The sequence below is a fragment of the Streptomyces sp. NPDC059740 genome, from assembly GCF_042733155.1.
In the GTDB taxonomy this organism is placed as follows: Bacteria; Actinomycetota; Actinomycetes; order Streptomycetales; family Streptomycetaceae; genus Streptomyces.
The window spans coordinates 59,190-84,796 of the sequence record NZ_JBHWGP010000025.1; the positions used below are offsets into that span (position 1 = coordinate 59,190).

At 71.7% G+C, this 25,607-nt stretch carries 25 protein-coding genes and 1 pseudogene; 13 read left to right on the plus strand and 13 right to left on the minus strand.

Annotated elements, in window-relative coordinates; genetic code table 11:
- Nucleotides 1-85: 85 nt before the first annotated feature.
- Nucleotides 86-1,555, minus strand: a complete 1,470-nt coding sequence (locus ACFV3R_RS24300) for a multicopper oxidase family protein (protein WP_385586899.1) — start codon at nt 1,553-1,555, stop codon at nt 86-88.
- 374 nt (nt 1,556-1,929) lie between these two features.
- Here ACFV3R_RS24300 and ACFV3R_RS24305 point away from each other — a divergent pair, with 374 nt between their 5' ends.
- A complete protein-coding gene (locus ACFV3R_RS24305; RefSeq protein WP_385586901.1) occupies nt 1,930-2,796 on the plus strand; it encodes a Bax inhibitor-1/YccA family protein in 867 nt (288 codons plus the stop codon).
- A 172-nt stretch (nt 2,797-2,968) separates the two neighbouring features.
- Here the strand turns inward: ACFV3R_RS24305 and ACFV3R_RS24310 are convergent, their stop codons facing one another.
- Complete coding sequence (locus ACFV3R_RS24310) at nt 2,969-3,196, minus strand: DUF4287 domain-containing protein (RefSeq protein WP_385586904.1); 228 nt, start codon at nt 3,194-3,196, stop codon at nt 2,969-2,971.
- Nucleotides 3,197-3,296: 100 nt separating this feature from the next.
- Between ACFV3R_RS24310 and ACFV3R_RS24315 the strand changes: the two genes are divergently transcribed.
- Nucleotides 3,297-3,617, plus strand: coding sequence for a hypothetical protein (locus ACFV3R_RS24315; RefSeq protein WP_385586907.1), 321 nt, complete (start codon nt 3,297-3,299; stop codon nt 3,615-3,617).
- A 187-nt stretch (nt 3,618-3,804) separates the two neighbouring features.
- On the opposite strand, the gene ACFV3R_RS24320 is transcribed toward ACFV3R_RS24315, so the two are convergent.
- The 3 genes from ACFV3R_RS24320 to ACFV3R_RS24330 form a co-directional block, all read right to left on the minus strand.
- Nucleotides 3,805-4,836, minus strand: coding sequence for a hypothetical protein (locus ACFV3R_RS24320; protein WP_385586910.1), 1,032 nt, complete (start codon nt 4,834-4,836; stop codon nt 3,805-3,807).
- Between the two features lie 611 nt (nt 4,837-5,447).
- Nucleotides 5,448-6,668: an acetyl-CoA C-acetyltransferase gene (locus ACFV3R_RS24325; RefSeq protein WP_385586913.1), complete on the minus strand. Its 1,221-nt coding sequence runs from the start codon at nt 6,666-6,668 to the stop codon at nt 5,448-5,450.
- A gap of 189 nt (nt 6,669-6,857) precedes the next feature.
- Nucleotides 6,858-7,859, minus strand: coding sequence for an SGNH/GDSL hydrolase family protein (locus ACFV3R_RS24330; RefSeq protein WP_385586916.1), 1,002 nt, complete (start codon nt 7,857-7,859; stop codon nt 6,858-6,860).
- A gap of 299 nt (nt 7,860-8,158) precedes the next feature.
- On the opposite strand from ACFV3R_RS24330, the gene ACFV3R_RS24335 reads away from it, so the two are divergent.
- Nucleotides 8,159-9,544 (plus strand): cystathionine beta-synthase, encoded by a 1,386-nt coding sequence (locus ACFV3R_RS24335; RefSeq protein ID WP_385586919.1) that lies wholly within the window; start codon nt 8,159-8,161, stop codon nt 9,542-9,544.
- Nucleotides 9,545-9,967: 423 nt separating this feature from the next.
- Here ACFV3R_RS24335 and ACFV3R_RS24340 read toward each other — a convergent pair whose 3' ends face one another.
- From ACFV3R_RS24340 to ACFV3R_RS24360, 5 genes and pseudogenes are all read right to left on the minus strand, one after another.
- Complete coding sequence (locus tag ACFV3R_RS24340) at nt 9,968-10,411, minus strand: DUF397 domain-containing protein (RefSeq protein WP_385586922.1); 444 nt, start codon at nt 10,409-10,411, stop codon at nt 9,968-9,970.
- Between the two features lie 15 nt (nt 10,412-10,426).
- A complete protein-coding gene (tgmC, locus tag ACFV3R_RS24345; protein ID WP_385586925.1) occupies nt 10,427-11,593 on the minus strand; it encodes an ATP-grasp peptide maturase system methyltransferase in 1,167 nt (388 codons plus the stop codon).
- On the minus strand, nt 11,590-12,555 hold the full coding sequence (gene tgmB / locus ACFV3R_RS24350; protein WP_385586928.1) for an ATP-grasp ribosomal peptide maturase: 966 nt from the start codon (nt 12,553-12,555) through the stop codon (nt 11,590-11,592). Before tgmB ends, tgmC begins: the two co-directional genes overlap by 4 nt.
- Nucleotides 12,555-12,815: a putative ATP-grasp-modified RiPP gene (tgmA, locus tag ACFV3R_RS24355; protein ID WP_385587009.1), complete on the minus strand. Its 261-nt coding sequence runs from the start codon at nt 12,813-12,815 to the stop codon at nt 12,555-12,557. Before tgmA ends, tgmB begins: the two co-directional genes overlap by 1 nt.
- Nucleotides 12,816-13,334: 519 nt before the next feature.
- Nucleotides 13,335-13,544 (minus strand): annotated as a pseudogene (locus tag ACFV3R_RS24360) (ATP-binding protein); the annotation flags it as partial.
- A 254-nt stretch (nt 13,545-13,798) separates the two neighbouring features.
- On the opposite strand from ACFV3R_RS24360, the gene ACFV3R_RS24365 reads away from it, so the two are divergent.
- From ACFV3R_RS24365 to ACFV3R_RS24390, 6 genes are all read left to right on the plus strand, one after another.
- On the plus strand, nt 13,799-14,218 hold the full coding sequence (locus ACFV3R_RS24365; protein WP_385586931.1) for a hypothetical protein: 420 nt from the start codon (nt 13,799-13,801) through the stop codon (nt 14,216-14,218).
- A complete protein-coding gene (locus ACFV3R_RS24370) occupies nt 14,178-14,702 on the plus strand; it encodes a DUF6879 family protein (RefSeq protein ID WP_385586934.1) in 525 nt (174 codons plus the stop codon). The genes ACFV3R_RS24365 and ACFV3R_RS24370 overlap by 41 nt, the downstream gene beginning before the upstream one ends.
- Nucleotides 14,703-14,709: 7 nt before the next feature.
- Entirely contained in the window at nt 14,710-15,573 is an 864-nt protein-coding gene (locus ACFV3R_RS24375; RefSeq protein ID WP_385586937.1) for a helix-turn-helix domain-containing protein, read from the plus strand.
- Nucleotide 15,574: 1 nt separating this feature from the next.
- On the plus strand, nt 15,575-15,751 hold the full coding sequence (locus ACFV3R_RS24380) for a DUF397 domain-containing protein (RefSeq protein WP_385587012.1): 177 nt from the start codon (nt 15,575-15,577) through the stop codon (nt 15,749-15,751).
- A 28-nt stretch (nt 15,752-15,779) separates the two neighbouring features.
- Nucleotides 15,780-15,935: a hypothetical protein gene (locus ACFV3R_RS24385; RefSeq protein ID WP_385586940.1), complete on the plus strand. Its 156-nt coding sequence runs from the start codon at nt 15,780-15,782 to the stop codon at nt 15,933-15,935.
- Between the two features lie 167 nt (nt 15,936-16,102).
- Nucleotides 16,103-16,717: a hypothetical protein gene (locus ACFV3R_RS24390; protein ID WP_385586943.1), complete on the plus strand. Its 615-nt coding sequence runs from the start codon at nt 16,103-16,105 to the stop codon at nt 16,715-16,717.
- A gap of 205 nt (nt 16,718-16,922) precedes the next feature.
- On the opposite strand, the gene ACFV3R_RS24395 is transcribed toward ACFV3R_RS24390, so the two are convergent.
- Both ACFV3R_RS24395 and ACFV3R_RS24400 read right to left on the minus strand, forming a co-directional pair.
- Nucleotides 16,923-18,314: a diaminopimelate decarboxylase gene (locus tag ACFV3R_RS24395; RefSeq protein ID WP_385586946.1), complete on the minus strand. Its 1,392-nt coding sequence runs from the start codon at nt 18,312-18,314 to the stop codon at nt 16,923-16,925.
- A gap of 419 nt (nt 18,315-18,733) precedes the next feature.
- The gene (locus ACFV3R_RS24400) at nt 18,734-19,660 is read right to left on the minus strand and encodes an RNA polymerase sigma factor SigF (RefSeq protein ID WP_385586949.1); all 927 of its coding nucleotides are present in this window, start codon (nt 19,658-19,660) and stop codon (nt 18,734-18,736) included.
- A 418-nt stretch (nt 19,661-20,078) separates the two neighbouring features.
- Here ACFV3R_RS24400 and ACFV3R_RS24405 point away from each other — a divergent pair, with 418 nt between their 5' ends.
- Nucleotides 20,079-20,447, plus strand: a complete 369-nt coding sequence (locus ACFV3R_RS24405; RefSeq protein WP_385586952.1) for an STAS domain-containing protein — start codon at nt 20,079-20,081, stop codon at nt 20,445-20,447.
- 284 nt (nt 20,448-20,731) lie between these two features.
- The gene (locus ACFV3R_RS24410) at nt 20,732-21,259 is read left to right on the plus strand and encodes an ATP-binding protein (RefSeq protein ID WP_385586956.1); all 528 of its coding nucleotides are present in this window, start codon (nt 20,732-20,734) and stop codon (nt 21,257-21,259) included.
- A 318-nt stretch (nt 21,260-21,577) separates the two neighbouring features.
- Here the strand turns inward: ACFV3R_RS24410 and ACFV3R_RS24415 are convergent, their stop codons facing one another.
- The gene (locus ACFV3R_RS24415) at nt 21,578-23,104 is read right to left on the minus strand and encodes a peptide MFS transporter (RefSeq protein WP_385586959.1); all 1,527 of its coding nucleotides are present in this window, start codon (nt 23,102-23,104) and stop codon (nt 21,578-21,580) included.
- Between the two features lie 462 nt (nt 23,105-23,566).
- Here ACFV3R_RS24415 and ACFV3R_RS24420 point away from each other — a divergent pair, with 462 nt between their 5' ends.
- Both ACFV3R_RS24420 and ACFV3R_RS24425 read left to right on the plus strand, forming a co-directional pair.
- Complete coding sequence (locus tag ACFV3R_RS24420) at nt 23,567-24,247, plus strand: response regulator transcription factor (protein WP_385586962.1); 681 nt, start codon at nt 23,567-23,569, stop codon at nt 24,245-24,247.
- A 100-nt stretch (nt 24,248-24,347) separates the two neighbouring features.
- On the plus strand, nt 24,348-25,595 hold the full coding sequence (locus ACFV3R_RS24425; RefSeq protein ID WP_385586965.1) for an ATP-binding protein: 1,248 nt from the start codon (nt 24,348-24,350) through the stop codon (nt 25,593-25,595).
- The last annotated feature ends 12 nt before the right edge of the window (nt 25,596-25,607 follow it).

Genomic DNA, 25,607 nt, shown 5'->3' on the forward strand with positions numbered 1-25,607 from the left:
TGCTTCTTACATCCGTGACGGCAGGCGGGGCCCGTGCGCCCGGGGCGTGCACCGGACGGCGGGCCCGGACGGCAGGGCCGGCGGCTCAGCTGTCGTAGTCGACCAGGCTCATCATCCCGGCCTCGTGGTACAGGTTGTGGCAGTGCAGCATCCAACGGCCCGGGTTGTCGGCGTCGAAGGCGCAGGACACCTTCTGGCCGGGCAGCACCATGACGGTGTCCTTGCGCGGCCCCGACCGGCCGATCTGGTAGGTGTGGCCGTGCAGGTGGATGGGGTGCCAGATCTTGGTGGTGTTGACGAAGTCCAGCCGCACGCGCTGCCCGGCGCGGACGTGGAAGGCGTGCTCGTCGGGGTGGTGCATGTCGAACTGGTGGCCGTTGAAGCCCCAGTCGTGCTTGACCGAGCTGCCCGTCAGCTCCACCCGGTGGACGACGTCCGGGCGGCGGGGTTCCAGTGCCGCACCCTCGGCGGCGCGGAGGGCGGTGGCGGCCAGGACCCGGCCGTTCAGTTCGGCCGGCCGCACCGTCGGGCCGGGGGCGGTGCCGGTGGCGGTGCGCACCAGCGCCATGCCGGAGCCGTTGCGGCCCTCGGCGAGCGCCACGAGCGGGAAGACGCCGGACTCCAGGGTGACCAGAACGTCGTAGCGCTCGCCGGGGGTGAGGAGGACGGCGTCGACCTGTTCGTGGGCCACCGGGAAGCCGTCGGTGTGGGTGAGCGTGAGGCGGTGGCCGCCCAGGGCGACCCGGAAGGCCGTGTCGGCGCCGGCGTTGACCAGCCGCAGCCGCACCCGTCGCCCCGGCTTGCTCCGGTAGGTCCTCGGCGCGGTGGGCAGCCGGCCGTCCACCAGGTAGTGCGGGTACTTGACCTCGCCGGCCGTGCCGCCCAGCAGCGGGCTGCTCGCGCCGCGCAGCACGAAGGCGTCGCTCTCGGGTCTCGGGCGGTCGCCCGCGTGCATGGCGGCCAGGGCCTGTTCGGGGGTGCCGGTGACGCCGTCCAGCCAGTCGTCGAGCACGACCACCCAGTCCTCGTCGTACCCCAGCGGCTCGTCGGGGTCCTCCACCACCAGCGGTGCGTACAGTCCCCGGTCACGCTGGAGCCCGACGTGGGAGTGGAACCAGTACGTCCCCGGGTCCGGAACCATGAAGTGGTGGGTGAAGGAGGTGCCCGCGGGGGCGGCGGGGGTGACGGGCGGAGCCCCGTCCATCGCTAGGGGGGTGGCGATGCCGTGCCAGTGCAGGGAGGTGGCCTCCGGCAGGTGGTTGGCGATGTCGGCGACCAGGATGCTGCCGACGGGCAGGCGGATCTCCCGTCCGGGCAGCCGGCCGTCGTAGACCCAGGTCCGTACGGTCCGGCCGCCGAGGTCGACGTCGGCGACGGTGGCGGACAGCCGCACCCGGTGCACGGGAGCGGCGGCCGTCGTCGTCGCCGTCGGGGCCGGCCGCGGCGGTGTCGCGGCCCGGGCGGACTGGCCGCCGCCGGGGCGGGTGCCCAGCAGGCCGGTGCCCGCCAGTCCGAGTCCGGCCAGTGTGAGGGTGCGTCGGTTGATCGCCTGCATGCGGTTGCCCCTGCCTTCCGGTGGTGCGGCGTTCCCGGGGCGGGTCCGCTCGGGGGCGGCCTGAGGTGCCGCCCGCCGTGGCGTGCGCCGAATGCCGGAGTGGCGCCCCATTTGCCGCAAAAGTCCGAGTTTGTCGGCCGACGATACCGGCATGCCGGGGCGGAATCCGGTAGCTGTGGGCGGGAGGTCGGCCCACCGGGCACCTTCCGGGGTACCTCGTTCGTCCTCCGGGGGAAGGGACAGGTGTGAACCCCACCCCCGAGGCGGAACGCAGGGGGTGGAAGGGAAAGATCCTGCCTGAGAACGAGCGACAGTTTTTTGCCAGACCATTACTGTTGTGGGAAGGCCGCGCACGGCGGCCATGGAGGAGTGAGATGAGGAGCAGTAACCCGGTCTTCTCGCGCAGGGGGTTCAGCCGCACCGGTGGCTACGCGGGCTTCGACGCGCCGCCGCAGGCCGGGGGCCCCGCCGCGAACCCCTACGCCGGAGCCAACCCGTACGCGCAGACGGCGACCGCCACCCACCCGCAGGACCGGACGGCCGCCCAGGCACCGCCGCAGTACGCGCCGCAGACGCAGCGCATGACGATGGACGACGTCGTCGCCCGGACGGGCCTGACGCTGGGCACCGTCGTGGTGGGCGCCGTCGCCGGCTGGATCTTCCTGGCCGAGCGCGAGCGCATGCCGCTCGCCGTGGGCGCCGCCCTGATCGCGATGGTCCTGGGCTTCGTGCAGTCCTTCAAGCGCCGCCCCTCGCCCGCGCTGATCCTCGCCTACGCCGCCTTCGAGGGCCTCTTCCTCGGTGCGCTCAGCGGGCAGATCAACGGCATCCCCGGGTTCGAGGGCGCGCCGGCCCAGGCGGTGATGGGCACCATCGCGGTGTTCGTCACCATGCTGATCGCCTACAAGACGCGCCTGGTGCGGGTCACGGCCCGCTTCACGCGGTTCGTGCTGATCGCGGCCATGGGCTTCGTGCTGCTGTCCCTGGTCAACGTCCTGTTCATGGCGTTCGGCGGCGGGGAGGGCCTCGGCTTCCGCAGCGGCGGACCCGGCATCCTCTTCGGCGTCGTCGGTGTGGTCCTCGGCGCGCTCTTCCTCGCCCTGGACTTCAAGCAGGTCGAGGACGGCATCGCCTACGGTGCGCCGCGCGAGGAGTCCTGGCTGGCCGCGTTCGGCCTCACGATGACCCTGGTGTGGATCTACCTGGAGCTGCTCCGCCTGATCTCCATCCTCAGGGACTGATCGCGGGAGCCGGGCGGCGGCGGCCCACTGCGGTGCAGCCGCCCGCCGGCTCCGTCTGCCACGACGAGGGCCGCGGAGAGCTCGAAAAGCTCTCCGCGGCCCTCGTCGTACGTGTGCAAGGCCCGTGACCGCCGTGCCACCGGTCCGTCCGGGCGGTGCCTGGCCCAGGCGCTCAGCGCCTGCGTGCCGCCCTCCTGAGGTCGTACTCGTGCACGAGCGCCTTGGCGTGCCCGTGCGAGAGGTTGTGTTCCCCCCTCAGCCACCTGACCTTCTCGTCGAAACGGGAGAAGGACGGCCCCTCGTCGATGGTGCGGATCCAGTCGGAGACTTCGCGGCCCGTGCACTGCGGAACACGGGCGATGAGGTTGTGATGGGTCTCCTCGGAGATGGGCTGAGACATCGGCGCCTCCGGACGCACACTCGATGCTGTTCCTTCATTTCACCGTGCCGCAGCCTCGGCCCGTTGGCAACCACTTGGCAGCGGCGCATAGGCTCGCGGCGTGGTTGACACGACACCCCTGCAAGCGGCCGTGGACTCCCTGGCCGAGCGGCTCCGGGCGCTGCCGCAGAGCGCGCTGCACCGCGGGGCCGCCGCGACCGGTCTGACGCTGGCCAGGGAGCTGGCCCGGCGCGCCCAGCGCCTGGAGAGCCCCGAGCAGCCGCTGCGCACCCTCCCCGAGGAGGGCGTCTTCACGGTGGGCGACCAGGTGGCCGTGGCCGGTCACGACCTGGTCGAGGCGGTGCGCGGGGCGGGCCCGGAGGGGGAGGGCGCGCTCGTCGAGGCGCTGGAACTGGTGCGGAGCGCGGCCCGCAGCTGCTGACGGGACGGGCGCGACCCGCAGCCGGCGAGCCCGCGCCGCTCCGCGTGCTGCGGCCCGAGACGCCCGCTCGGCAAGCGGGACCTGTCCGCACGTCGCCGCCGGGCCCCCGAAGCCCTCGCCGGGCCGGAGCCGCAGCCGGACCGCGAGGGCACGCGGCCCCTCGCGCCGCCCGGCAGGCGGCGGCGGTTCAGACGGAGGCGATGACGCGGTCGGCCAGCACGAAGGCGTTCTCGGCGTGGTCGGCGCCCCAGGCGAAGGTGAGCGCGTAGGCGCCCGAGATGCCCGACCCGCCCAGCAGCACCGGACCGTCGCCCTCCCGCAGCGCCGCGGCGACACGCTCCGCGGTGGTCCGGTCGCCCGGGGTCATGCAGATGGTCGTGCCGTCGGCGAAGACGTACACGTCGAGGGTGCCCAGGGGGCCGGGGCGGACGTCGGTGAGCGGGGTGCGCTCCTGGGCCAGCTCCTCCAGCCGGGCCACCGTCCGCTCGTGGTCGCTGATCGCCGGGCCCGGCTGGAAGTCCGGGTGGGAGGGGTGGCGCCGGCGGGCCGCCGCCAGCTCCGGCGACTCGCCCAGCGGCTCCTCGATGCCGGGCCCACGGCCGGCCTCCGCCTCACCGGGGCCCAGGTCCGGCATCCCGCCCCGGACCGGCTCGCCGGCGGCCAGGCGCGGCCAGCCGAAGTCGGTGCATTCGGCGAAGGGGCCGCTCTGCCAGGCGTCGAGGTCACCCTCCGGGCGCGGGTGGAGCGGTTCGAGGCCCGAGAAGTCGACCTGCCGTGGCAGGAAGAGCCGGCCCTCGAAACGGTCGCCCTCGTCCTCGCAGAACAGCGCGCCCAGCACGTCCGGGTCCTCGTACGCGGCCGTGGCCTCCGGCCCGAACGCCGCGAGCCCGTGCGGCGGGAACGGTGCGTCCTCGGCCTCGCGGGCCTCCTGCGCGGCCCAGAACGCCCGTGCCTCGGCCAGCTCGCGCTCCCGCTCCGCCGTCAGCGCCTCGGCGACGGCGGCCCTGATCTCGGCCCGCGGGGCCTGGGCCTCGGCCGACCGGCGTGCGGCGGGCACCCCGGGGTCGGCGGAGGCCTCGGCGTGGGCGCAGGCGGTGAGCAGTTCCTCGCGCAGCGCGGTTATCTGCCTGCGCAGCCCCCGAGCCGTGTACGCGGTGACGGCGCCCACAGCGAGGGCGGCCACCGTCGCGATCACCAGGGTGACGGCGAGCGCGGTCATGTGCCGGCCTCCACGCGTGGGGAGGCCGTGCCCGTGTGGAGCCCACACGAGTGGCTGTTGAGGTCCCTGCGCACGTTCACAGACTCGACTCCCGATGGCTGACGTCCCCGAGTTCCTATCCCAGCGTGCCGGTCCTCGGCGACCCTGCCCAGCCCGAAAGGCGTGGCAAACCAGGGTCGGAGTACTTCCAGAGCCGTCAGACGGATGTTCTGACCTGCGGAGAAACGTTCCGGTCGGGGAATTGGTCACAATCCGGGCAGCATTTCGAACCGGAAGTGACACCGGTCACCATTCCCCCGGACCGTCGCGGAGGGTGACGAGGCGTCACCTCGGTGCGGTGGTGTCCGGGCGTCCGGCGGGTGCGGCCCTGCGCGGCAGCCGGCCCAACACCCCCGCGCGGGCAGGGCCCAGGACCGTCCGGCCGCGGCCCGGTGCCCCGCGCGGTCGCGGCTGCGGGGCCCTGGGGCCGTGGACCGGCGTGCCCGCTCGGGGGCCTGGGGCCCGGTCGCGGCGCGCGAGGGAGGCAGTCGTCGCAGTGGTGCGCGAGGGGGCGTGCGGCGAACGCCCGCACTCCCGGGGGAGTGCGGGCGGTGCGGAGTGCGGGTGCCGGCTCAGCTCAGGCGCTCGATGACCATCGCCATGCCCTGGCCGCCGCCCACACACATGGTCTCCAGCCCGAACTGCTTGTCGTGCCACTGGAGGGAGTTGATGAGCGTGGTGGTGATGCGGGCGCCGGTCATGCCGAAGGGGTGGCCCACCGCGATGGCGCCGCCGTTGACGTTGAGGCGGTCCAGGTCGATGCCCAGGTCCCGGTAGGAGGGGATCACCTGGGCGGCGAACGCCTCGTTGATCTCGACCAGGTCGATGTCCCCGACCGACAGGCCGGCGCGGGCGAGCGCCTGCTTGCTGGCCTCCACCGGGCCGTAGCCCATGATCTCGGGGGAGAGGCCGGAGACGCCCGTGGAGACGATGCGGGCCAGCGGCGTCAGGCCCAGCTCCCGGGCCTTGGTGTCGGACATGACGACCAGCGCCGCGGCACCGTCGTTGAGCGGGCAGCAGTTGCCGGCCGTGATGCGCCCGTCGGGGCGGAAGACGGGCTTCAGTCCCGCGACGCCCTCCATGGTCACGCCCGCGCGCGGGCCGTCGTCCTTGGCGACGACCGTGCCGTCGGGGAGCGTCACCGGGGTGATCTCCCGCTCCCAGAAGCCGTCGGCGATGGCCTTCTCGGCGAGGTTCTGCGACCGGACGCCGAACTCGTCCATCTCCTGGCGGGTGACGCCCTTGAGGCGGGCGAGGTTCTCCGCGGTCTGCCCCATCGCGATGTAGGGGTCGGGCAGCAGGTCGTCCTCGCGCGGGTCGTGCCAGTCGGTGCCCTCCTGCTCGGCCCGGGCCGAGGAGCGGGCCTCGGCGTCGGCGAAGAGCGGGTTGTGCGTGCCGGGCATCCCGTCGGAGGTGCCGTTGACCGAGCGGGAGACCGTCTCCACGCCGGCCGAGATGAAGACGTCGCCCTCACCGGCCTTGATGGCGTGCAGCGCCATCCGGGTCGTCTGGAGCGAGGAGGAGCAGTAGCGGGTGACGGTGCAGCCCGGCAGGTGGTCCATGCCCATCTGCACGGCCACGATCCGGCCCAGGTTGTGCCCCTGCTCCCCGCCCGGGAGGCCACAGCCCAGCATCAGGTCGTCGATGTCGGCCGGGTCCAGCTCGGGGACCTTGGCGAGGGCGGCCTGCACGATCTCGGCGGTCAGGTCGTCGGGGCGCAGGTCCTTCAGCGAGCCCTTGAAGGCGCGGCCGATGGGGGAGCGGGCGGCGGAAACGATCACGGCTTCGGGCATCACGGCTCCAAGAGGGACGAGAGGGCGTGGCCGGCCCGGCCGGGACCGGCCCCTGGGGAAGTTACCGGTCCGTAAGGCCGGGGGTCACGGCTTACGAGGTGTGACGAGGACCTCTTTCTAAGCGTACGCTTACCCCTGGCGGAAGGGGGCCGGCGAAAGATTCCCCAGGACGGCCCGGCCGGGGGAGGATCAGCCGGACTGCCGCCCCGCCCGTACCGACAGCCCGAGCCGTCGCCGCGCAGGCCGTCCGACCACCTCCGTCCCGTCGGCCGCCGCCGCCTCCGCCGCGACCTGCTCGACCGGAACGTCACCGTCCGCCGCCAGGACACCCGGACGGTCGCGGTCGGCAGGCCACAGGCCGAGCGCCGCGCACACCGTGGGCAGGACCGCCATCGCCGCCGTGGCGTAGCCCGCCACCGAGGGGTGGTAGCTGTCGGGACCGAACAGCTCCCGCGGACGGGCCTCGAACTCGGGGCCCAGCAGGGCACCAAGGGAGACCGTCCGGCCGCCGCTCTCCACCACCGCCACCGTCTGCGCGGCGGCGAGCTGGCGGGACAGCCGCCGGGCCACCCACCGCAGCGGCTGCCAGACCGGCTCGATGGTGCCCAGGTCCGGGCAGGTGCCGACGACCACCTCGCACCCCGCCTCGCGCAGCGCGCACACCGCCTCGGCCAGCAGCCGCACCGAGCGGGTGGGCGGCACGCGGTGGGTGACGTCGTTCGCGCCGATCATCACCACGCACACGTCCGGCCGGCCCGCCGGGTCGGCCAGCAGCAGCGCCACCTGGCGGGCCAGGTCGTCCGAGCACGCGCCCGGCAGCGCCACGTTGCGGAACTCCACCGGCGACTCGGCGACGGCCGCCAGTCCGGAGGCGACCAGGGCGCCGGGCGTCTCACCGGCCCGGTGGACGCCCTGGCCGGCGGCGGTCGAGTCGCCGAGGAAGGCCAGGCGCAGCGGGCCGCGGTCGGCGGGCGGTGTGAGGAAGCGGCCGTAGCGGCCGTCGGCCACGGGCGGCACCTCCTCGCTCACCCCGATGCTGTGGCGGGCCAGCCGGATCTCGGTGAACAGCAGCCCGACGGCGGCCGCCCCCAGCACCCCGACGCCGCCGCCCCCGACGGCGGCCGCCGTCACGATCCGGCGCACCACTCTCCCCGTGGACGTCCATGTCCGCACCCGCTGCGTCGTCGACATCGGGCGGCACCTCCCCGTACGTGCGTGGCGGGCCGCCGCACGGGGACGGGACGGGGGAGGGCACCCCCGGTGGCCCGGTCCGGTGCGCCTCGCGAAGCCGTCGACGGCCTGTCGGCTGACGGCCCGCCACCTCGCCCGCCCCGCCGCCGTGGACGCGCCCGGAAGTCGGCTGGAGCTCCTGTCAACGTTCTGCCCCGCAGACGGCGTGTCGCAACGCGGCGGACCTGGGCGGGGGACGGGCAATAGGGTGGCCGGACGGGCGCTCGACGGCGGGCGTGCCCCCTATCGCGGAGACAACCGTGCAGTTTTACGAATCGATGATCGACCTGGTGGGAAACACCCCCCTCGTCCGGCTGAAGCACGTCACACGCGGCGTGTCGGCCACTGTTCTGGCCAAGGTGGAGTACTTCAACCCCGGCGGCTCGGTGAAGGACCGCATCGCGGTGCGGATGATCGAGGCGGCGGAGGAGTCCGGCGCGCTCCGCCCCGGCGGCACGATCGTGGAGCCGACCTCGGGGAACACCGGGGTGGGGCTGGCGATCGTGGCCCAGGAGAAGGGCTACCGCTGCGTCTTCGTCTGCCCCGACAAGGTCTCCTCCGACAAGATCAACGTGCTGCGCGCGTACGGCGCCGAGGTCGTGGTCTGCCCCACGGCCGTCAACCCCGAACACCCGGACTCCTACTACAACGTCTCCGACCGCCTGGTCCGCGAGATCCCCGGGGCCTGGAAGCCCGACCAGTACAGCAACCCCGACAACCCGCGCTCGCACTACGAGACGACGGGGCCGGAGCTGTGGCAGCAGACCGACGGCCGCATCACGCACTTCGTCGCGGGCGTCGGCACCGGCGGCACCATCAGCGGCACCGGCCGCTACCTCAAGGAGGCCAGCGAGGGCCGGGTGCAGGTGGTGGGTGCCGACCCCGAGGGGTCCGTCTACAGCGGCGGGTCGGGCCGCCCCTACCTCATCGAGGGCGTGGGTGAGGACTTCTGGCCCGACGCCTACGACCGGGACGTCGCCGACGAGATCGTGGCCGTCTCCGACAAGGACGCCTTCCAGATGACCCGCCGCCTGGCCCGGGAGGAGGGCCTGCTGGTGGGCGGCTCCTGCGGCATGGCGGTGGTCGCCGCGCTGGAGGTGGCGCAGCGGCTCGGTCCCGAGGACGTGGTGGTGGTGCTGCTGCCCGACGGGGGCCGCGGCTACCTCAGCAAGATCTTCAACGACGAGTGGCTCGCGGACTACGGCTTCCTGGAGGAGAGCGGCCCTGACGCCCGGGTCTCCGACGTCCTGGCCTACAAGCAGGGCACACTGCCCTCGCTGGTCCACATGCACCCCGGCGAGACGGTCGGTGAGGCCATCGAGGTGCTGCGCGAGTACGGCGTCTCGCAGATGCCGATCGTCAAGCCCGGCGCCGGCCACCCCGACGTGATGGCCGCCGAGGTCGTCGGGTCGGTGGTCGAACGCGAGCTGCTCGACGCCCTGTTCGCCGGGCGCGCGGCGTTGGAGCACCCGCTGGAGCAGCACATGTCGGCCCCGCTGCCGCAGGTCGGCTCGGGCGAGGCGGTCGGCGCGCTGATGGCCGTCCTGGAGAGCGCCGACGCCGCGATCGTGCTGGTCGCCGGCAAGCCGGTGGGTGTCGTGAGCCGGCAGGACCTGCTCGCCTTCCTCGCCAACCGGCCGAAGTGAGGCCCCGTCGGGCGGCCGGCCCACCCCGCGCCGCCCGACCCGCCCGCAGGAACAGGCCGCACCCGAAGATGCACGCAGGTGTCACGCGGTCGCAGCACGGCCTTAACACGCCTCCGGCAGATTCGGTGGTGCGGCGAGAAGGAACTCCGGAGCGGCTCCCGGACTCCCATGATCGCCCAGGACGCGACGGCCGGCCCTGACCCGGACCGCGTCCACCGCGGGGACCGCCGTCGTCCCGCCCCCGGCCCATGCCCGGGGTGCGGCGGTCCCCGCCACACACCCCTCCCCCGGCCTTCCCGCCGACCCGCCGATCACGACCGGGAGCGCTGCACGTCCCCACCGATCACGGCCGGGAGCGCTGCGCGTCCGCCGTCGAGGCCACTGGGGACGAGCGGGCCCGGTGGCCCACCTGTCCGACCCGGGTCAGCCGCGACGCTCGTTCCCCTTCACCCCAGCGATGAACGAGGACCAGGACGCGGGGGGAAAGGCCAGTGCCAAAACCGAGTGGTCCTTCGAGTCGCGCACCCCAATCGAACAAGGCAGGTCGGCGACCTCCACGCAGCAGGAATCTTCTTCGAGGCTGTAGGAACTCCTGCGCCAGGACCCCGATGCCGGATGAGGGGTGGTCATCTCACGCGCTCCTGCCGTATCCCGGTGAGACCATGGACGAGGTCTCTGCACCTTCGGCGGCCAGTGTGCGGCCTCGCCGGTCGCGGTGGTGGGCAGGCACCGAAGGAGTGCGGAGGCCCCGCGGTCAGTGGGAGGGCACGGGGGCGAGCGCACGGAACCGCGGCTCAGCCGAGGCGACCGAGGTGGGCGAGTGGACGCCAGATGCGGGCCACCGTCCCGCCCGGGGCGATGCGCCATGGTGCGGTCGGGCTGTCAGAGGTGATGCTGCCAGCGCAGTGCCGGGTTCCCCTCGATCCAGTACGTGTGGGTCTTCGGTGTGATGCGGAGCTGTACGCGGGAGATGTCGGGCGTTCCCGCGTCCTGCCAGGCGGCAAGGGAGGACTCGATCGTGTCCCACAGTGGAACGGGGCCGCCTTGGCGGACGGTCCAGCCCCCTCCGCCCTCTGTGAAGGCGGCGAACGATTCCCGTTCCGGGTGGAAGAGATGCAGCAGCCTGGCGCCGTCGGAGGCCGTGGCACGCGCGAACTGCGCCCCAGGACACGACAATTGCGCAAGGAACGCCGGCATCCACTCCTCCAGCAGGAGTGGGGACAGCTCGGCCCTGCGCTCGCTGTCGGCGTAGGCAGTGCGGGCAGACAGATCACCGGCTACCGGGATCGCTGCCTGGGACCGTGCCTGCATGAACGAGGAGCGACCGGTGATCCTTCCCTCAGCAGTACCGTCCCGGGCGACGGTGACCTCGGCGAGACCCGTGCCGTACTGCCAGGAGCCACCGACCGTGGCCAGAACGACGCCGCCCGGTTTCGTCTGCCTGATCCAGGCGTAAGGGATGCGGCGTACCGCACAGGTGGCGATCACCCGGTCGTACGGGGCCCGACGAGGGTGGCCAAGGAGCCCGTCCCCCACGACGGCCCAGGTGGAGAACCCGGCCGTCTCCAGGGCCGCGTCCGCGCGGGTTGACACGTTGGCGTCCACCTCGACCGTGGTCACGTGGTCCTCGCCGAGACGGTGACACAGGAGAGCGGCGGAATAGCCGGTACCGGTACCGATCTCCAACACGTCGTGGCCGTCCTCCACCCTCAGCTTCTCCAGCATGTCCACCACGGTGACCGGGGTGGTGGAGGACGAGGTGGGGGAACCGGCGACCGGGCCGTTCACCTGGTCGGCGGTGAGATGCCCGTCGAGCTGGGTGGTCAGGGACTCCTCGCGATAGGCGATCTCCTCCCACTCCGCCGGGTCGCTCCCCGCCGCGGTGACAGGACGCCACCGGCCCCCTTCCGCAGGGAGGAAGACACCGGGCTCCAGGAACAGCTCACGCGGCACGGACTCCACCGCTGTGCGCCACCGGGGGGTGAGGAGGACACCGGCTTCCTCCAGCCGTTCGGCCAGGGCCTGACGCCGGGACACGCTGTCGTTCATGGGGTCACTCCCCGAGTCAGCAGATCAGCAAATGCAGCGGACATCCCCAGTCCGGTGTGCTCCTCCAGCCACGCCCACTGGCCATTCGGATTCAGTTCCAGCCACCAGAGGCCGCCCGCCCTGTCCACCGCGAAGTCGAAGCTGCCCGAGGCCAGGCCGAACTTGTCCAGGTAGGCGTGCAGCGCCCTCTCCACGTCACCGGGAAGGCACACCGTGCTGTATCTGAGCGCTGAGTAGTCCGTGCGCCAGTCCAGCAGACCGGACTCGATTCTCACGGCGAACACCCGTCGGCCGACGACCAGCACACGGAGGTCGGCCACCTTGTCCACGCGGGCCTGGAAGAGATGCGGTGCCACTCGCACGCTCTCATCGATCTCGGCCGCCGTCACGGGCTCCGCCCAACCGGTCACCGGAACACCGTCCCGTTGGTACGGAGTCCACCGGAGAGTCTTGTGGATCACCTGACCGTGGTCCTCGATGAATCTCCGGGCGTCATCGGGATCGTTCGTCACCAACGTCGGTGGTGTGGTGAAGCCGAGGCGTCGAGCAACGGCGAGCTGGGCCGGTTTGTAGTCCGCAGCAGCGTTGCGCAGCGGATGATTGAGCCACAACGTGTCCTCGAAGGCGTAGAGGGCACCACCGAGGCCGTACCGGACCTGTGCGGCAGCGAAACGTGCGTCGTCATCACTGAGGTGTTCGAAGGCGGGCCAGGTCGGCCGACGCCAGTACACGGACCGCAGTCGGGTCAGGTCGAGGGTTCGCGACGGTGTGCGGACCTGCCCGGCCACGTGGGCCGGACAGGTACCGATCCGAGTCGAGACCGTCAGGCCGGTACCGATGTCGGCAGGGTTCAACCTGACCACGGGGACACCATGCCGGTTCAACTGGGTGATCACCATGTCGGCGGTGATGTCGTCCGCCTCGGTGGCCACGAGCACCGGCCTCTCCTCGGTCCTGGCCATCAGTCCTGCTGGCTGTCCTGGTCGTGGCCCTGGTCGTTCGCCGAGTCCGCGTTGGTGACGGTGGAGGTCTCGGTGCCGGAGCTGGTTCCGTGCTTGCCCATCTCGACGACGTGCCCGGCTCGGTCACGGAAGACCCCGAGCTGCGTATCCGGGTCGACGGTGACCGTGACGTGCGGGCACGGGTAAGTGGTCGGGTAGGGGGCCAGCCGTCCGGCTCCCCAGGGGCGGGTACCGACGCTGCTCTCAACTGCCGTGCTCATGTGTGGTTCTCCTGTCCGTTCGATCGAAGAGGGTGGTGGAGGTGTCCTTCCCGGACCGGCGGCTGTCCGTCCGGCGCGACCCGGGCAGGCGGTATGGGTACCGACTGCAGAAGCCCTTCGAGCAGGTAGCTCTCCGGGGCGACACTGAACGGCACGGCTTCGCAGGCCTGCCGTGCGGGCAGACGGCCCTCGACCTCGGCCAGAAGGGCCGGGGGCTCCACCGAGGGCGCCCGTCCCGGCCCACGCACGGCGGCCCGGAGGACCCGGCACACGAGAGCAGTGCCGGAGACAGTGGCTCGGAGCAGCGTCATCAGGTACCGCCTCCGGCGACCAGCTCGGCCCACACGATCTTTCCCCAGCGCCGGTGTTCGGTTCCCCAGGACTCGGCATGCCCTGCGACAAGGAGAAGACCGCGACCATTCTCGTCCTCACCGGCAGCAGCACGCGGTGACGGAGGCTTGCGGGCCTGTCGCTGACGGCAACACGTACGCGGTGCTCGCTCGTTCGGCTGATGACGACCCGGATGAGGTGGCACCTGCTGTGTCGCACGCTGTTGCCGACCAACTCGGAGATGACCAGCTCGGCGTCCTCGATGAGGCGGTTCGGAAAGCGCCAGGTCTCTATGACCCTGCGTACCAACCGACGGGCCGAGCGGGCGGATTCCGGTCTGCAGACCATGGTCTCGCTGTAGCGGGGGGCGCCGATGGCGTGGGGCTTCGTCGCGGTCATGGGTACGGGGCATCCCTTCGGGGTGTTAGGCGTCCTGTCTCGACGGGGGAGGCAAGACGGGACGCTCTCCGCCAACGCCGCAACCCGGCCAGTGACGCCCGGCAGCGTGCGAGGTCACGAACGTAGAAGGCCTGAGGCCCAACCCCCAAGGAGATTGCACGAGTTTGCAGAAGAAGTTTTGACGGGGCCGCACGCCTGGTTGACCATCGTCCTGGCGCGCAAATCGGCGCAAGGCGGCGGACAGGAGAACGACCATGAAGCTACGGTTCCTTGGTAAGAACTCCCAAGGTGGCGAGTGCCCGACCCTCTACTCCACGGATCGTGACACCTACCTCGTCCAGGGTTGGAGGGTCTTCGCGAACGATCTGCTGATGCAGCTCACCATCCCCGAGGGCGAGACGGCCGTGGAGGTGCCGACAGAGCTGTTCGAGCACCTGGAGAAGGACGGCCTCCCCTCCGGTGAGTTCAGGCGCCTTGAGGACCCCCTGATGATCCTCACACCTGGAGGTACGTACGTTGTGCAGGGCCAGGAAGTGACCGACGCCGAAGCACTGGCACAGATGGACATCCCGGACTACGAAACCGTGGTCGAGGTCCCCAAGGCCGCGATCACTGCGCTACTGGAGGAGCCTCGTGGAGTTGATCTCCAGCGACGAGCGCAACCAGCTCTTTGAGGGGTGCGCGCACGGCGCCTTCCACTTGGAACTGAGGGACGACTACTCAGTCCCAGTCGAGGATGGCCCTTACGCGAGCTGGCTCCGTGGGGATGCGGTGGACAACTCGTTCATGGTGCCGTGGACAGACCTCGTGAGGCGGGTCACCGGCGCAGGGAGGTACATGCATCGTGTGCGGGTCGTCACCGAGCCGCACTCCCCGTACATCCAGTGGGAGTACGTCACCGCTCACGTCAACGAGGAGGCCGGCGAGACAGTCCGGTGGTTCCCGCGGCACATGTTGCCCAAGGGGCTGGTCTTTCCGGTGGCGGGGAATGACTGGTGGTTGTTCGATGACAACCTCTTGGCTGTGGGGCACTTCAACGACTCGGGCCGGTTCATCGGCAACGAACTGATCGACGCGCCCCAAACCGTTGCCGAATGCGTCCGTGTGCGGGACCTGCTCTGGTCGTCTGCTATCCCGCACTCCGAGTACAAGCCCTGATCCTGCTGTGAACAACCAAGCACAAGAGACACGTGAGGCGTTGGGAGCCCGGCTGCGTGGTTTCCGCAAAGATGCGGGATTCAGCAGTGGCCGGGCCTTTGCCGCTGCCACTGGCTGGCAGGAGTCCAAGGTGTCTCGCATCGAGAACGGCAAGCAGAACGCGCGTGAAGAGGACATCCACCTCTGGTGCCGGCTTACTGGACACGAGGCCGAGGCGGACGACTTGGTGGCGACGGTCCGTCACATTGACGAGCTGTGGATGGAGTGGCGCCGGGTGCTCGCTGCCGGGGCCGCGAACCGGCAGAAGAAGTCCTTGCCGCTGTATCAGAAGACCAAGATCTTCCGAATCTGGGACCCCAACATGGTTTGGGGGACCATTCAGACTGCCGAGTATGCCGAGAACGTCTTCGAGCTGCTGTCTGACTTCCACGAGACGCCAGCTGACAAGGAAGCTGCCGTAGCGAAGCGCCTTGAAAGGCAGAGGTACCTTTACGAGGGGAATCGAATCTTCAACGTGCTCCTTGGCGAACAGGCCCTTTACTCGAACCACGGCGGCTCAGAGGTCATGAGGGCTCAGCTAGATCGCTTGCTGGCCATCCTGGCGCTGCCGCGACTTAGCCTGGGCATTGTCCCCAAGTCCGCCCCCCTCGCCATCTTCACAGGTCACGCTTTCTCGATGTTTGACGATAAACTTGCCCTAGTCGAGACGTACTCCGCGGAAATTACCGTGACGCAGCCGAAAGAGATAGCGCTCTACCGTAAAGCATTCGATCTGCATAGGAGGGCTGCTGTCTACGGGCAGGCGGCGAGGGGCCTCATACTGGCCGCCATCGACCATTTCGAACGTTTGGGAAGGGGAAGGTGTGGGTGACATGCCGAATTGGCGTACCAGCAGCTACACGCAAACGAATGATTGCGTTGAAGTCGCCGACAACGACCCGGTCAAGGTCATGGTTCGGGACACGAAGTCTCGTGAGCGCGGAACCATGAACGTAACGCCGGGCGTCTGGGCGGAGTTCGTGAACTTCAGCAGGAGTGCCACGGTTTGAGGTGCCAGTCTGGGACCATCACTCTACGGTGAGGGGGCTTGGTGCTCTCTGGAGCCATTGCTCCAACGTCCGGGGCTGGATCGACAGCAGCCTCGAAAAGCTCAAGACCCCCTCCGCCCGGTCCCTAGCCGAGGCCGCGCTGAACATGACCTCCGTGGAGTGGCAGCGGACCTACCTGCCCTGAGCTGCGCCGCGCGGAGCGCCCGTTCTCCCGGCTCCGTACCCCGGCGCAGGTCACCCGTCCGGTGCATCACCCGCCCCGCTTCCTCAGCTTGCTCTCAGAACGGGGCGCTACAGTCCCGCGCCGAGGTGGGGCGGCGGTGGAGGGCCGCCCGGAGCGAGGAGGCTGACGTGGGACGTGGAGCGTACGGACTGGCGCGGGTGGCGGTGATCGTGCGGGCCCCCGCCGGGTGGCTGTGGTGGCCGGGCCTGCTCGCCGCCGGCATCGGCCTCCTGGTGCCGGGGCTGACCGGACGTCGGGTCGGGCTCGCCACCGGGGTGGTGCTGCTGGTCGTGGCGGCCCTGGTGGCGTTCGGCGTCCGGCGGCGGCGCTACACCGGCTTCACCCGGGCGGCCTCGCGGGCCGCCAAGATGGTGGTCCTCCAGGACCGTGCGGTGACGCTCCGTCAGTGGCGTCGTGGCCGCCGCTGGTGGCTGCTGCTCGCCTTCCTGGCCGCCGTCGCCTCCGCGTTCGCCGTGCCCGCCGCCGGTGGCTTGCTCATGGCGGGCTTCGGCGTGGGGCTGTGGGCGAAGTCGCTGTGGCTGGGCCGCTGGGAGCGTCGGCACGAGACGCTGCTGTGGGTCCGCCCCGAGTGGGCCGCCCGCCGCGGCCCGGTCGGCCCCGACGTTCGGGGCTTCCTGACCACCGGCCTGGCCGCGGGAGACGCGGCCCCCGGCGGTGGCCGGGCCCGCTCCACCACGCCCCCGTCCCGGGCCGCAGGGAGCACCGCGCCGCGACGGGCGTGACGGACGTGCGTGAGGGACGTGAGTGAGGGACGTGCGTGACGGACGCGGGTGGGGCGGTGGCTGAGCGGGCCGGTCCAGTGGTCAGGCCCCGAGCTGCCCGGCCGCTCCTGCCCGGTCCTGAGCGGTCCTGGTGGAGCGGCAGCCGGACCCCCTGAGGAGCGCAGGCCGGACGGCGGCAGAGGTCAGTGGCGTGCCACGGTTCCCGTCACCCCGCCCCCAGCTCGCCCAGTGCGTCCCGGTGTGCCGCGCCGCTCTCCGTGACGACCTCGGCGACGGTCTGCGGGGTGCGCACGGTCGCGAAGCGGACGGCGTCCGCACCGGTGCCCTCGCCCGTCAGGTCGTAGCCGTGGATGCCGGGCCGGGGCAGCGAGTTGTAGGCGAAGTGGGTGGAGAAGTAATAGGCGCCGGTGTCCAGCAGGGCGACGTGGTCGCCCGCCGCCAGGAGCGGTAGCGGGCGGTCGCGGGCCACCAGGTCGCCGGCGAAGCAGCAGGGGCCCGCGACGTCCTGGGCCACCGCCTCCCCGGTCTTCGGTCGCCCCTGCCCGTCGTAGGCGGCCACCCGCAGCGGCCAGGCCCCGGGGACGAAGACCGTGCGGGTGGCGACCTGCGCGCCGGCGTGGGTGAGGGCGATGGGGCGTCCGCCGGCCGACTTCGCGTACTCCACGCGCGCCACCACCGTGCCGTGCTTGGCCAGCAGGGACCGGCCGAACTCGGTGACCAGCCCGTAGCGGCCGTCGAACAGGCCGGGCACCGTGGTGTGCAGCAGCCGCGCGTACTCGGCGTAGGTCGGGGTGGTCTCCTCGGAGTCGAAGTTGACGGGCAGGCCGCCGCCGATGTCGAGGGTGTCGATCTGCCGGCGCCCGGCCGCCGCGTTGACCTCCTCGGCAAGCTCGTACAGCTCCCGCACGCCCGCCGCCATCAGGTCCAGGGGCATGCCCTGCGAGCCGACGTGGCCGTGCAGGCGGGTCAGCCACGGCCGGTCCGCGTAGGCCCGCAGCACCCAGTCGCGGGCGCCCGGGTCGCGCAGCGCCACACCGAACTTCGAGGTGTCGGTCGCGGTGCTCATCGCGCCGATGCTGCCGGTGCCCAGCTGCGGGTTGACGCGCAGACCCAGCGGCGAGGCGGTCGGCGAGCCGGCCCGCAGCGCGTCGATCCGCGCCAGCTCCTGCGGGTTGTCGGCGTTGACGGCGACGCCGAGGGAGAGCGCCTCACGCAGCTCCGCGGCGGTCTTGGCGGGGGAGTCCAGCACGGTCCGGGCCGCGGGGACGCCGGCCGCCCGCGCCAGCGCCAGCTCACCGGGGCTGGCCACCTCGCAGCCCATGCCGCAGTCGGCGAGCAGTCGGAGCACCGGGACGAGGGAGGCCGCCTTGACCGCGAAGGCGTGCAGCACGGGCGTACCGGGCGCCGAAACCGCCTCGAAGGCCGCGCGCAGCTCCGCCACCGAACGGCGGACGCCGGCGACGTCGAGCAGGCCCACCACGGGGGCCTCGGGGCCGAGGAGCCCCCTGGCCACGGCCGCCTCGACGGCGAGGTCGCGGGCGGCGGCACCCGGCCGGACGGCGGCGGAGGACGAGGACGAGGACGCGCTGGCACTCATGGGTCAACTCCATCACCTGGGCGACCTGCTGTCACCGCCGCCCCGCGCCTACCGGAAGCAGGGGCCGTGCCGGGGCCCAGGACGGGGACCGGATCGTGCCGGGCCAGGGCCGGGAGCGCGGCCCGTCGCGGCCGGTCTGCGGCAGGCTCCGGGCGCCGGCCCCGGACAGCGGGCTCCGGCCTCAGTCGTCAGGGCCAGGCGGCAGGCGCCGGGCCGCGGGGGGCGAACGCTGCCGGGGCGGGATGCGCGGGCTGCCGGGGCGGGGCGTCGCACGCGGCTCGGCCGGCTCCGTATTCGGGCTCGCGCGGGGACCGCCCACGGCAGACGGATGCGGCCCGACCCCTCCGGGCCGGGCCGCATCCGTCTGCGTCACGTGCGTCCGCTCGCCTCACCCGCGGAGGGAGGGCGCGGGCCGGACGTCACTCCTCGACCATCAGCCCCTTGCGGAGCTTGCGCAGGGTGCGCGAGAGGAGACGGGAGACGTGCATCTGCGAGATGCCCAGTTCCTCACCGATCTCCGACTGCGTCATGTTGGCCACGAAGCGCAGGCTGAGGATCTTGCGGTCGCGCGGCGCGAGGTCGGCGATCAGCGGCTTGAGGGACTCCATGTACTCCACGCCCTCAAGGCCGTGGTCCTCGTAGCCGATGCGGTCGGCGAGGGCGCCCTCACCGTCGTCGTCCTCGGGCTGGGCGTCCAGGGAGCTGGCCGTGTACGCGTTGCTCGCGGCCATGCCCTCGACGACCTCGTCGTCGCTCAGGCCCAGCCGCTCGGCGAGCTCGTGCACCGTCGGGGCGCGGTCGAGCTGCTGCGCGAGCTCGTCACCGGCCTTGGCCAGGTCGAGCCGGAGCTCCTGCAGGCGGCGCGGGACCCGCACCGACCAGCTGGTGTCGCGGAAGAAACGCTTGATCTCGCCGATGATCGTCGGCATGGCGAAGGTGGGGAACTCCACCTCGCGGTCGAGCTCGAACCGGTCGATCGCCTTGATCAGGCCGATGGTGCCGACCTGGACGATGTCCTCCATCGGCTCGCTGCGGGAGCGGAACCGGGAGGCGGCGAACTTCACCAGGGCGAGGTTCAGCTCCACCAGGGTGCCGCGCACGTAGGCGCGCTCCGCGGTGCCCTCCTCAAGGGTCTCCAGCCGCCCGAAGAGCGTCCTGGACAGCGCGCGGGCGTCCACCGTCCCCAGGGATTCGTAGGAGGGGAGGGCGTCGAGCGTGGCGAGCGGGTCGATCTCGTGCAGTTCCGCGAGCGTGGGGTCCACGTCCTCCGAGTGCGGGGGCGTGACCAGCGCGGATTCAGACTGCGGGGATTCCGTGTGCGCGAGGTGCGCATCAGTGGGGATCATCTGGGAAGGAACTGACTGAGCGAGGTTCCGCTCGGCCAGGAAAGTCGACGATGCGGAGTTCGGTTCCGGGACAAGCCCGGTACGCAGGTCGTCGAGCCGGGGTGACATGGGTGTCCTCCATGGTTACTCGGCATATGGCTGCCGAAGCCTGTGCATCAAGCTGCGGTGTGCGGCGCCTCCAAAGCCGGCTGTGCGGGTGGTTCTCCTCTACGCCTACCTGGGTTCACACCCCAAAGGCAAGTGACGGCTGTCCGTATATGGCGGTTTATGCCCATCGTTCGGCTACCGGCGACCTCCCCCACTGGCGTAGGGTGCGACCACGCGTAGTGGGTTCCGAGCGCCGGATGTCGAACATCTGTGCAGATATCCGCAGCGCGTACGGACAGCCCGTTCAGAGCAGCTGAAGGAGAGCGCAGGCATGGACCGCGGGACGGTCGGCAGTGCGAGCCGTGGCCGACTCCAGGTGGAGATCCGGCACCACGGTGCCAGCGCGGTCGTGACCGCCACCGGCGAACTGGACCACCACACGGCCGACGTGCTGCGCGGCTCACTGGAGGATTGCGTCGCCGACGGCTACACGCGTCTGGTCGTGGACTGCGCCGGTCTGGAGTTCATGGACTCCACCGGGCTCAACGTCCTGCTCGGTGCCCGGCTCACGGTCGAGGCCGAGGGCGGCGCCGTGCACCTGGCGAACATGCAGCCGGTGGTGGCGCGCGTCTTCGAGATCACCGGCGCCGACGCCGTGTTCGGGGTGCACGACAGCCTCGACGCGGCGCTCGCCGAATGAGCGCCCGCCGCTCGGGTGCCGCTCGCCCGTCACACGGATATCCCCTGGCCGCAGGGGTGTCATGCGGCTGCGCCGGTGCGCCGCCGCAGACTGCGCCGCTGCGCCGGGTCGCCGTGTCGCGGCGCAGCGTGCACATGATCCGGCTGCCGTTGCCGTCGTCACACGGACCGGTGTCCGCCACCAGGTGTTCCCGACGCCCCGTCGGGCAGGAGACACCTGAATCTGCTGTAGTCGGCAGGTAACCCGTTGACCGTGAACAGGCGATTCGGTGAGGTGAAGCGCTGATGAGCACCACCCGGCCGTACCCGCCGGGCGACCTCGGCCCGGAGCCGGGGAGCGCTGGCGTGCCGTCCGTTTCCCCCGGGGCCGCCGCGGCTGCCTCCCCCGTCGTGCCGGCGGGGCAGATCCGCAGGCTGCGGCTGGCAGGCGCCAAGGGTGCCGTCGCCCGCGGCAGGGACTTCGCACGCGAGGCGCTGCACGACTGGGGCTGGCTGCCCGCCGAGGCACCCGACGCGCGAGCCGCGGCCGAGGACGTCCTCCTCGTCGCCTCCGAGCTGGTCACCAACGCGTGCCTGCACGCCGACGGCCCCGAGGAGCTGCGGCTGCGTTACACGGCGAAGGTGCTGCGCCTGGAGGTGTCCGACAACGGCTCGGGCTCCCCGGCGCCCCGCACGCCCCACCAGGCGGGCCGCCCCGGCGGCCACGGCATGTTCATCGTCCAGCGGCTGTGCAGCGACTGGGGCGTCGTCCACCACCCCGACGGCACCGGCAAGACCGTCTGGGCCGAGCTGACGCTCCCGGAGGCCCGCTGACCCCCGGGGCCGTCCCGCCCCACCGGAACGCCGCTGGCGCCACGTGAACGCCGCTGGCGCCACGTGACGCCGCAGCGGACCCGCGGACGCCGCCGACGTAGCCGAACGCAGCGGAGCGCACGCGGACGCCGCTCCACAGCGCACACGGCTCCACAGCTCCACACTGCACACGAAGGAGCCCGGGTCCGGCAGGTTCTCCTGCCGGACCCGGGCTCCTTCGTGCTCCGTGCTCCGTTCTCCGCGCTCAGTGCCCGGTGAGCGGTGAACACTGAGCGGTCCCCGGGGCCCGCCGTGGGGAGCGGGCCCGGGGGACGGGCGCTACTTGACCTCGCCCATCGCGTCGCGCACCTTGCGGCGGTACATGTACACCGCGAAGCCCGCGACGACCGCGAGGAGTGCCTCCACCGTCACCACGCCCGCACCGCTGAGGTCGGCGCCGCAGATGGAGAGCATGCTGGTGACGGAGTCGCCGGCGCTCACCGCGAGGAACCAGACGCCCATCATCTGCGAGGCGTACTTCGCCGGGGCCAGCTTCGTGGTCACCGACAGGCCCACCGGCGACAGGCACAGCTCGCCGACGGTCTGGATCAGGAAGATGCCCACCAGCCACATCGGGCTGACCAGCGTGCCGTTCGAGGCCATCGCCATCGGGATCAGGAAGAAGAAGAACGAGACGCCGACGAAGAACAGGCCGGCCGCGAACTTCGCGATGGTGCTCGGCTCGCTCCGCTTCCGGTTCAGGTACAGCCAGAACCAGGCGAAGACCGGCGCCAGCGCCATGATCATGATCGGGTTCAGCGACTGGTACCAGGACGAGGGGAAGCCGATGCCGAAGAGCGTGCCGGCGGCCTTGCCGGAGCCGAAGGCCTGGACGGTCGAGCCGCCCTGGTCGTAGATCATCCAGAACACGGCGGCGGCCACGAAGAACCAGATGTACGCCGACATCTTGGACTGCTGGCTGCGGTCGAGCTCCCGGTCCCGCTTGATGCGGATCAGCACGCCCGCCGGGATGACCAGGCCGAGCAGGGTCAGCGGCACCATCGCCCAGTTCAGCGTGAAGTGACCGGTGCCCACCACGATCGCGTAGAAGACGACGGCGACGGCCAGCCAGGCCAGGCCCTTGCGCAGGAAGGACGCCTTCTCCTCCCGCGACAGCGGCTTGGGCACGACCGAGCTCTCCGGGCTGAGGTGCTTGCTGAACAGCATGAACTGCAGCAGGCCCAGGCCCATGCCGACGGCGGCCAGGACGAAGCCGAGGTGCCAGCTGACCTCCTCGCCGATGGTGCCGATCAGCAGCGGGGCGATGAAGGAGCCCAGGTTGATCCCCATGTAGAAGATCGTGAAGCCGCCGTCACGCCGCGGGTCGTTCGGACCGTTGTAGAGGTGGCCCACCATCGTGGAGATGTTGGCCTTCAGCAGACCGGAACCGATCGCCACCAGCGCGAGGCCCGCGAAGAAGAAGCCGGCGCCGGGACCTGCCAGGCACAGGTGGCCCAGCATGATCGTGCCGGCGGAGATCGCCACCGTCTTGCGGGGCCCCCACACCCGGTCGCCGAGCCAGCCGCCGGGCAGCGCCAGCAGGTAGACCATCGCCAGGTAGATGGAGTAGATCGCCGTCGTGGCGGCCAGGGTCATCCCCAGGCCGCCCCCCTGCATCCCTTTCGCGGCGTCCACGCCACCGGAGAGCAGGTAGAGCGTGAGCAGGGCCCTCATGCCGTAGAAGCTGAAGCGCTCCCACATCTCGGTCATGAAGAGAGTGGCCAGTCCGCGGGGGTGGCCGAAGAAGGTCTTGCCGCCGGCAGGGTTCTCCTGCTCCGGGGCATCCTTCGTCAGGCTGGACGCCATGGTGCTTCCTTGCTCTTCGGGACGCGCCTGCCTCGCAGCTCACGCGCCCGGTCGGTGACCGGCACCGGCGTGCGGCCGTCCTCCCCCACGCCCTGGGGTACGTTCGCCTGATCGAAGGCGACGCGGACGAGAACCGCACACCGGGATCCACGTCCCCGCGCCTCGTTGCGCGCGGCGGACCCGGTCAACAGGTCATTCACGGGGTGTCACGGGCCGGTCACGGAAGTGAGTGGCCCTTACACGAACGGGACCGGCGGCGCCGGGCGGCGCGTTGGGTCCCGTGGTGGTGCGATGGACGTTCCTGTCACTTTACGTCCCGTTAAGACGCGCCGATACCCACTGAGAGAACCCTCACACTCGTGTGAGGGAACCGGGGGGCAACCGAACGGCGCCTTCAAGTGTCATGTGACAGCCCGTACAAGGCCGACCTGAGGGCCCGGCACCTCGGACTACCATCGGGCCATGACCCGAGTACTGCTGGCCGAGGATGACGCGTCCATCTCGGAGCCGCTCGCGCGCGCCCTGCGCCGCGAGGGCTACGACGTCGAGGTTCGCGAGGACGGTCCCACCGCCCTCGACGCCGGCCTCCAGGGCAACGTCGACCTGCTCGTCCTGGACCTCGGGCTGCCCGACATGGACGGCCTGGAGGTCGCCCGGCGGCTGCGCAACGAGGGGCACGCCTTCCCCATCCTCGTCCTCACCGCCCGGGCCGACGAGGTGGACACGGTGGTCGGCCTCGACGCGGGCGCCGACGACTACGTCACCAAGCCCTTCCGGCTGGCCGAACTGCTCGCCCGGGTACGGGCCCTGCTGCGCCGCGGCGCCGCCCCCGACGCCCAGGTGCCGCCCTCCACGCACGGCGTGCGGATCGACGTGGAGTCCCACCGCGCCTGGATGGGGGAGGAGGAACTCCAGCTCACCGCCAAGGAGTTCGACCTGCTGCGGGTCCTGGTCCGGGACGCCGGCCGGGTGGTCACCCGCGACCAGCTGATGCGCGAGGTGTGGGACACCACCTGGTGGTCCTCGACGAAGACGCTGGACATGCACATCTCCTGGCTGCGCAAGAAGCTCGGCGACGACGCGGCCAACCCGCGCTACATCGCCACCGTGCGCGGCGTCGGCTTCCGCTTCGAGAAGAGCTGACGGCAGGCACCCGACCGGCGGCGCCGCGCGCCCGGCCGCCCCGCCACCGGCTCCGGGGCGGGACAATGGCAGCCGACCGTCCCCGGCCCCGGAGGGCACCGTGCGCCGCCGCCTGATCAACTCCACGCTCGCCGTGGTGCTCGTCGTGATCGCCGTCTTCGGCATCTCCCTCGTCATCGTCGAGACCCGCACCATCCAGGCCGGGGCGCAGGAGAGCGTGGCCTCCGAGGCCGTCCGGCTCGTCGGCATCGTCGAGAGCCGGCTCAGCGGCGGCGAGAAACTCACCCAGGGCATCCTCCGGGAGCAGATCACCGCCCACCGGTACGCCGAGATCACGGTGCCCGGCAGGCCCACCCTGCACATCGGCGACCGGCCCAGCGGCGAGGCCATCTCCTGGACCGTCCACGGCGACCGGGGCGAGACCGTCACCGTCAAGGAGTCCCACGCCGCCGTCAGCGCCGAGATCGGCCGCACCCTGCTGATCATCCTCGCGGTCGCGCTGCTGGCCGTCCTCGCCGCCGTCGTCCTCGCCGTCCGCCAGGCCCACCGGCTCACCGCACCGCTCACCGACCTGGCCGAGACCGCCGAGCGCCTCGGCTCGGGCGACCCCCGGCCCCGCCACCGCCGCTACGGGGTGCACGAGCTGGACCGGGTGGCGGACGTCCTGGACGCCAGCGCGGAACGGATCGCCCGGATGCTCACCGCCGAACGCCGGCTGGCCGCCGACGCCTCCCACCAGCTCCGCACCCCACTGACCGCGCTGTCCATGCGGCTGGAGGAGATCACCGTCGCCGACGACCCCGACACGGTGAAGGAGGAGGCGAGCATCGCGCTCGGCCAGGTCGACCGGCTCAGCGACGTCGTGCAGCGGCTGCTCACCAACTCCCGCGACCCCCGCAGCGGCTCCGCGGTCGCCTTCGACCTCGACGAGGTGGTCAAGCAGCAGATCGAGGAGTGGCGGCCCGCCTACCGCAGCGCCGGCCGCGCCATCGTCCGCTCCGGCAAGCAGGGCCTGCGGGCGGTCGGCACCCCCGGCGCGGTCGCCCAGGTCCTGGCCACCCTGGTGGAGAACGCCCTGATGCACGGCGACGGCACCGTTGCGATGCGCACCCGCACCACCGGCAACCAGGTCGTCGTCGAGGTCACCGACGCCGGCCCCGGAGTCTCCCCCGACCTCGGCTCCCGGGTCTTCGAGCGGACCGTCAGCGGCCGCAACTCCACCGGGCTCGGCCTGGCCGTCGCCCGTGACCTCGCCGAAGCCGACGGCGGACGCCTGGAGCTCCTCCAGCAGCAGCCCCCCGTCTTCGCGCTCTTCCTCGCGCGGGAGGCCGAGGAGGCGGCGGAGTGACCGGAAGGGGCC

What these genes read in the sequence shown, in the direction of transcription:
- ACFV3R_RS24395 (WP_385586946.1), bottom strand. Translation starts at nt 18,314, where the DNA reads ATGAGTGCCAGCGCGTCCTCGTCCTCGTCCTCCGCCGCCGTCCGGCCG.
- ACFV3R_RS24420 (WP_385586962.1), top strand. Translation starts at nt 23,567, where the DNA reads ATGACCCGAGTACTGCTGGCCGAGGATGACGCGTCCATCTCGGAGCCG.
- ACFV3R_RS24405 (WP_385586952.1), top strand. Translation starts at nt 20,079, where the DNA reads ATGGACCGCGGGACGGTCGGCAGTGCGAGCCGTGGCCGACTCCAGGTG.
- tgmA (WP_385587009.1), bottom strand. Translation starts at nt 12,815, where the DNA reads ATGAGCACGGCAGTTGAGAGCAGCGTCGGTACCCGCCCCTGGGGAGCC.
- ACFV3R_RS24380 (WP_385587012.1), top strand. Translation starts at nt 15,575, where the DNA reads ATGCCGAATTGGCGTACCAGCAGCTACACGCAAACGAATGATTGCGTT.
- tgmC (WP_385586925.1), bottom strand. Translation starts at nt 11,593, where the DNA reads ATGAACGACAGCGTGTCCCGGCGTCAGGCCCTGGCCGAACGGCTGGAG.
- ACFV3R_RS24410 (WP_385586956.1), top strand. Translation starts at nt 20,732, where the DNA reads ATGAGCACCACCCGGCCGTACCCGCCGGGCGACCTCGGCCCGGAGCCG.
- ACFV3R_RS24320 (WP_385586910.1), bottom strand. Translation starts at nt 4,836, where the DNA reads ATGACCGCGCTCGCCGTCACCCTGGTGATCGCGACGGTGGCCGCCCTC.
- ACFV3R_RS24325 (WP_385586913.1), bottom strand. Translation starts at nt 6,668, where the DNA reads ATGCCCGAAGCCGTGATCGTTTCCGCCGCCCGCTCCCCCATCGGCCGC.
- ACFV3R_RS24365 (WP_385586931.1), top strand. Translation starts at nt 13,799, where the DNA reads ATGAAGCTACGGTTCCTTGGTAAGAACTCCCAAGGTGGCGAGTGCCCG.
- ACFV3R_RS24340 (WP_385586922.1), bottom strand. Translation starts at nt 10,411, where the DNA reads ATGGCGCATCGCCCCGGGCGGGACGGTGGCCCGCATCTGGCGTCCACT.
- ACFV3R_RS24415 (WP_385586959.1), bottom strand. Translation starts at nt 23,104, where the DNA reads ATGGCGTCCAGCCTGACGAAGGATGCCCCGGAGCAGGAGAACCCTGCC.
- ACFV3R_RS24310 (WP_385586904.1), bottom strand. Translation starts at nt 3,196, where the DNA reads ATGTCTCAGCCCATCTCCGAGGAGACCCATCACAACCTCATCGCCCGT.
- ACFV3R_RS24400 (WP_385586949.1), bottom strand. Translation starts at nt 19,660, where the DNA reads ATGATCCCCACTGATGCGCACCTCGCGCACACGGAATCCCCGCAGTCT.
- ACFV3R_RS24305 (WP_385586901.1), top strand. Translation starts at nt 1,930, where the DNA reads ATGAGGAGCAGTAACCCGGTCTTCTCGCGCAGGGGGTTCAGCCGCACC.
- tgmB (WP_385586928.1), bottom strand. Translation starts at nt 12,555, where the DNA reads ATGGCCAGGACCGAGGAGAGGCCGGTGCTCGTGGCCACCGAGGCGGAC.
- ACFV3R_RS24330 (WP_385586916.1), bottom strand. Translation starts at nt 7,859, where the DNA reads ATGTCGACGACGCAGCGGGTGCGGACATGGACGTCCACGGGGAGAGTG.
- ACFV3R_RS24300 (WP_385586899.1), bottom strand. Translation starts at nt 1,555, where the DNA reads ATGCAGGCGATCAACCGACGCACCCTCACACTGGCCGGACTCGGACTG.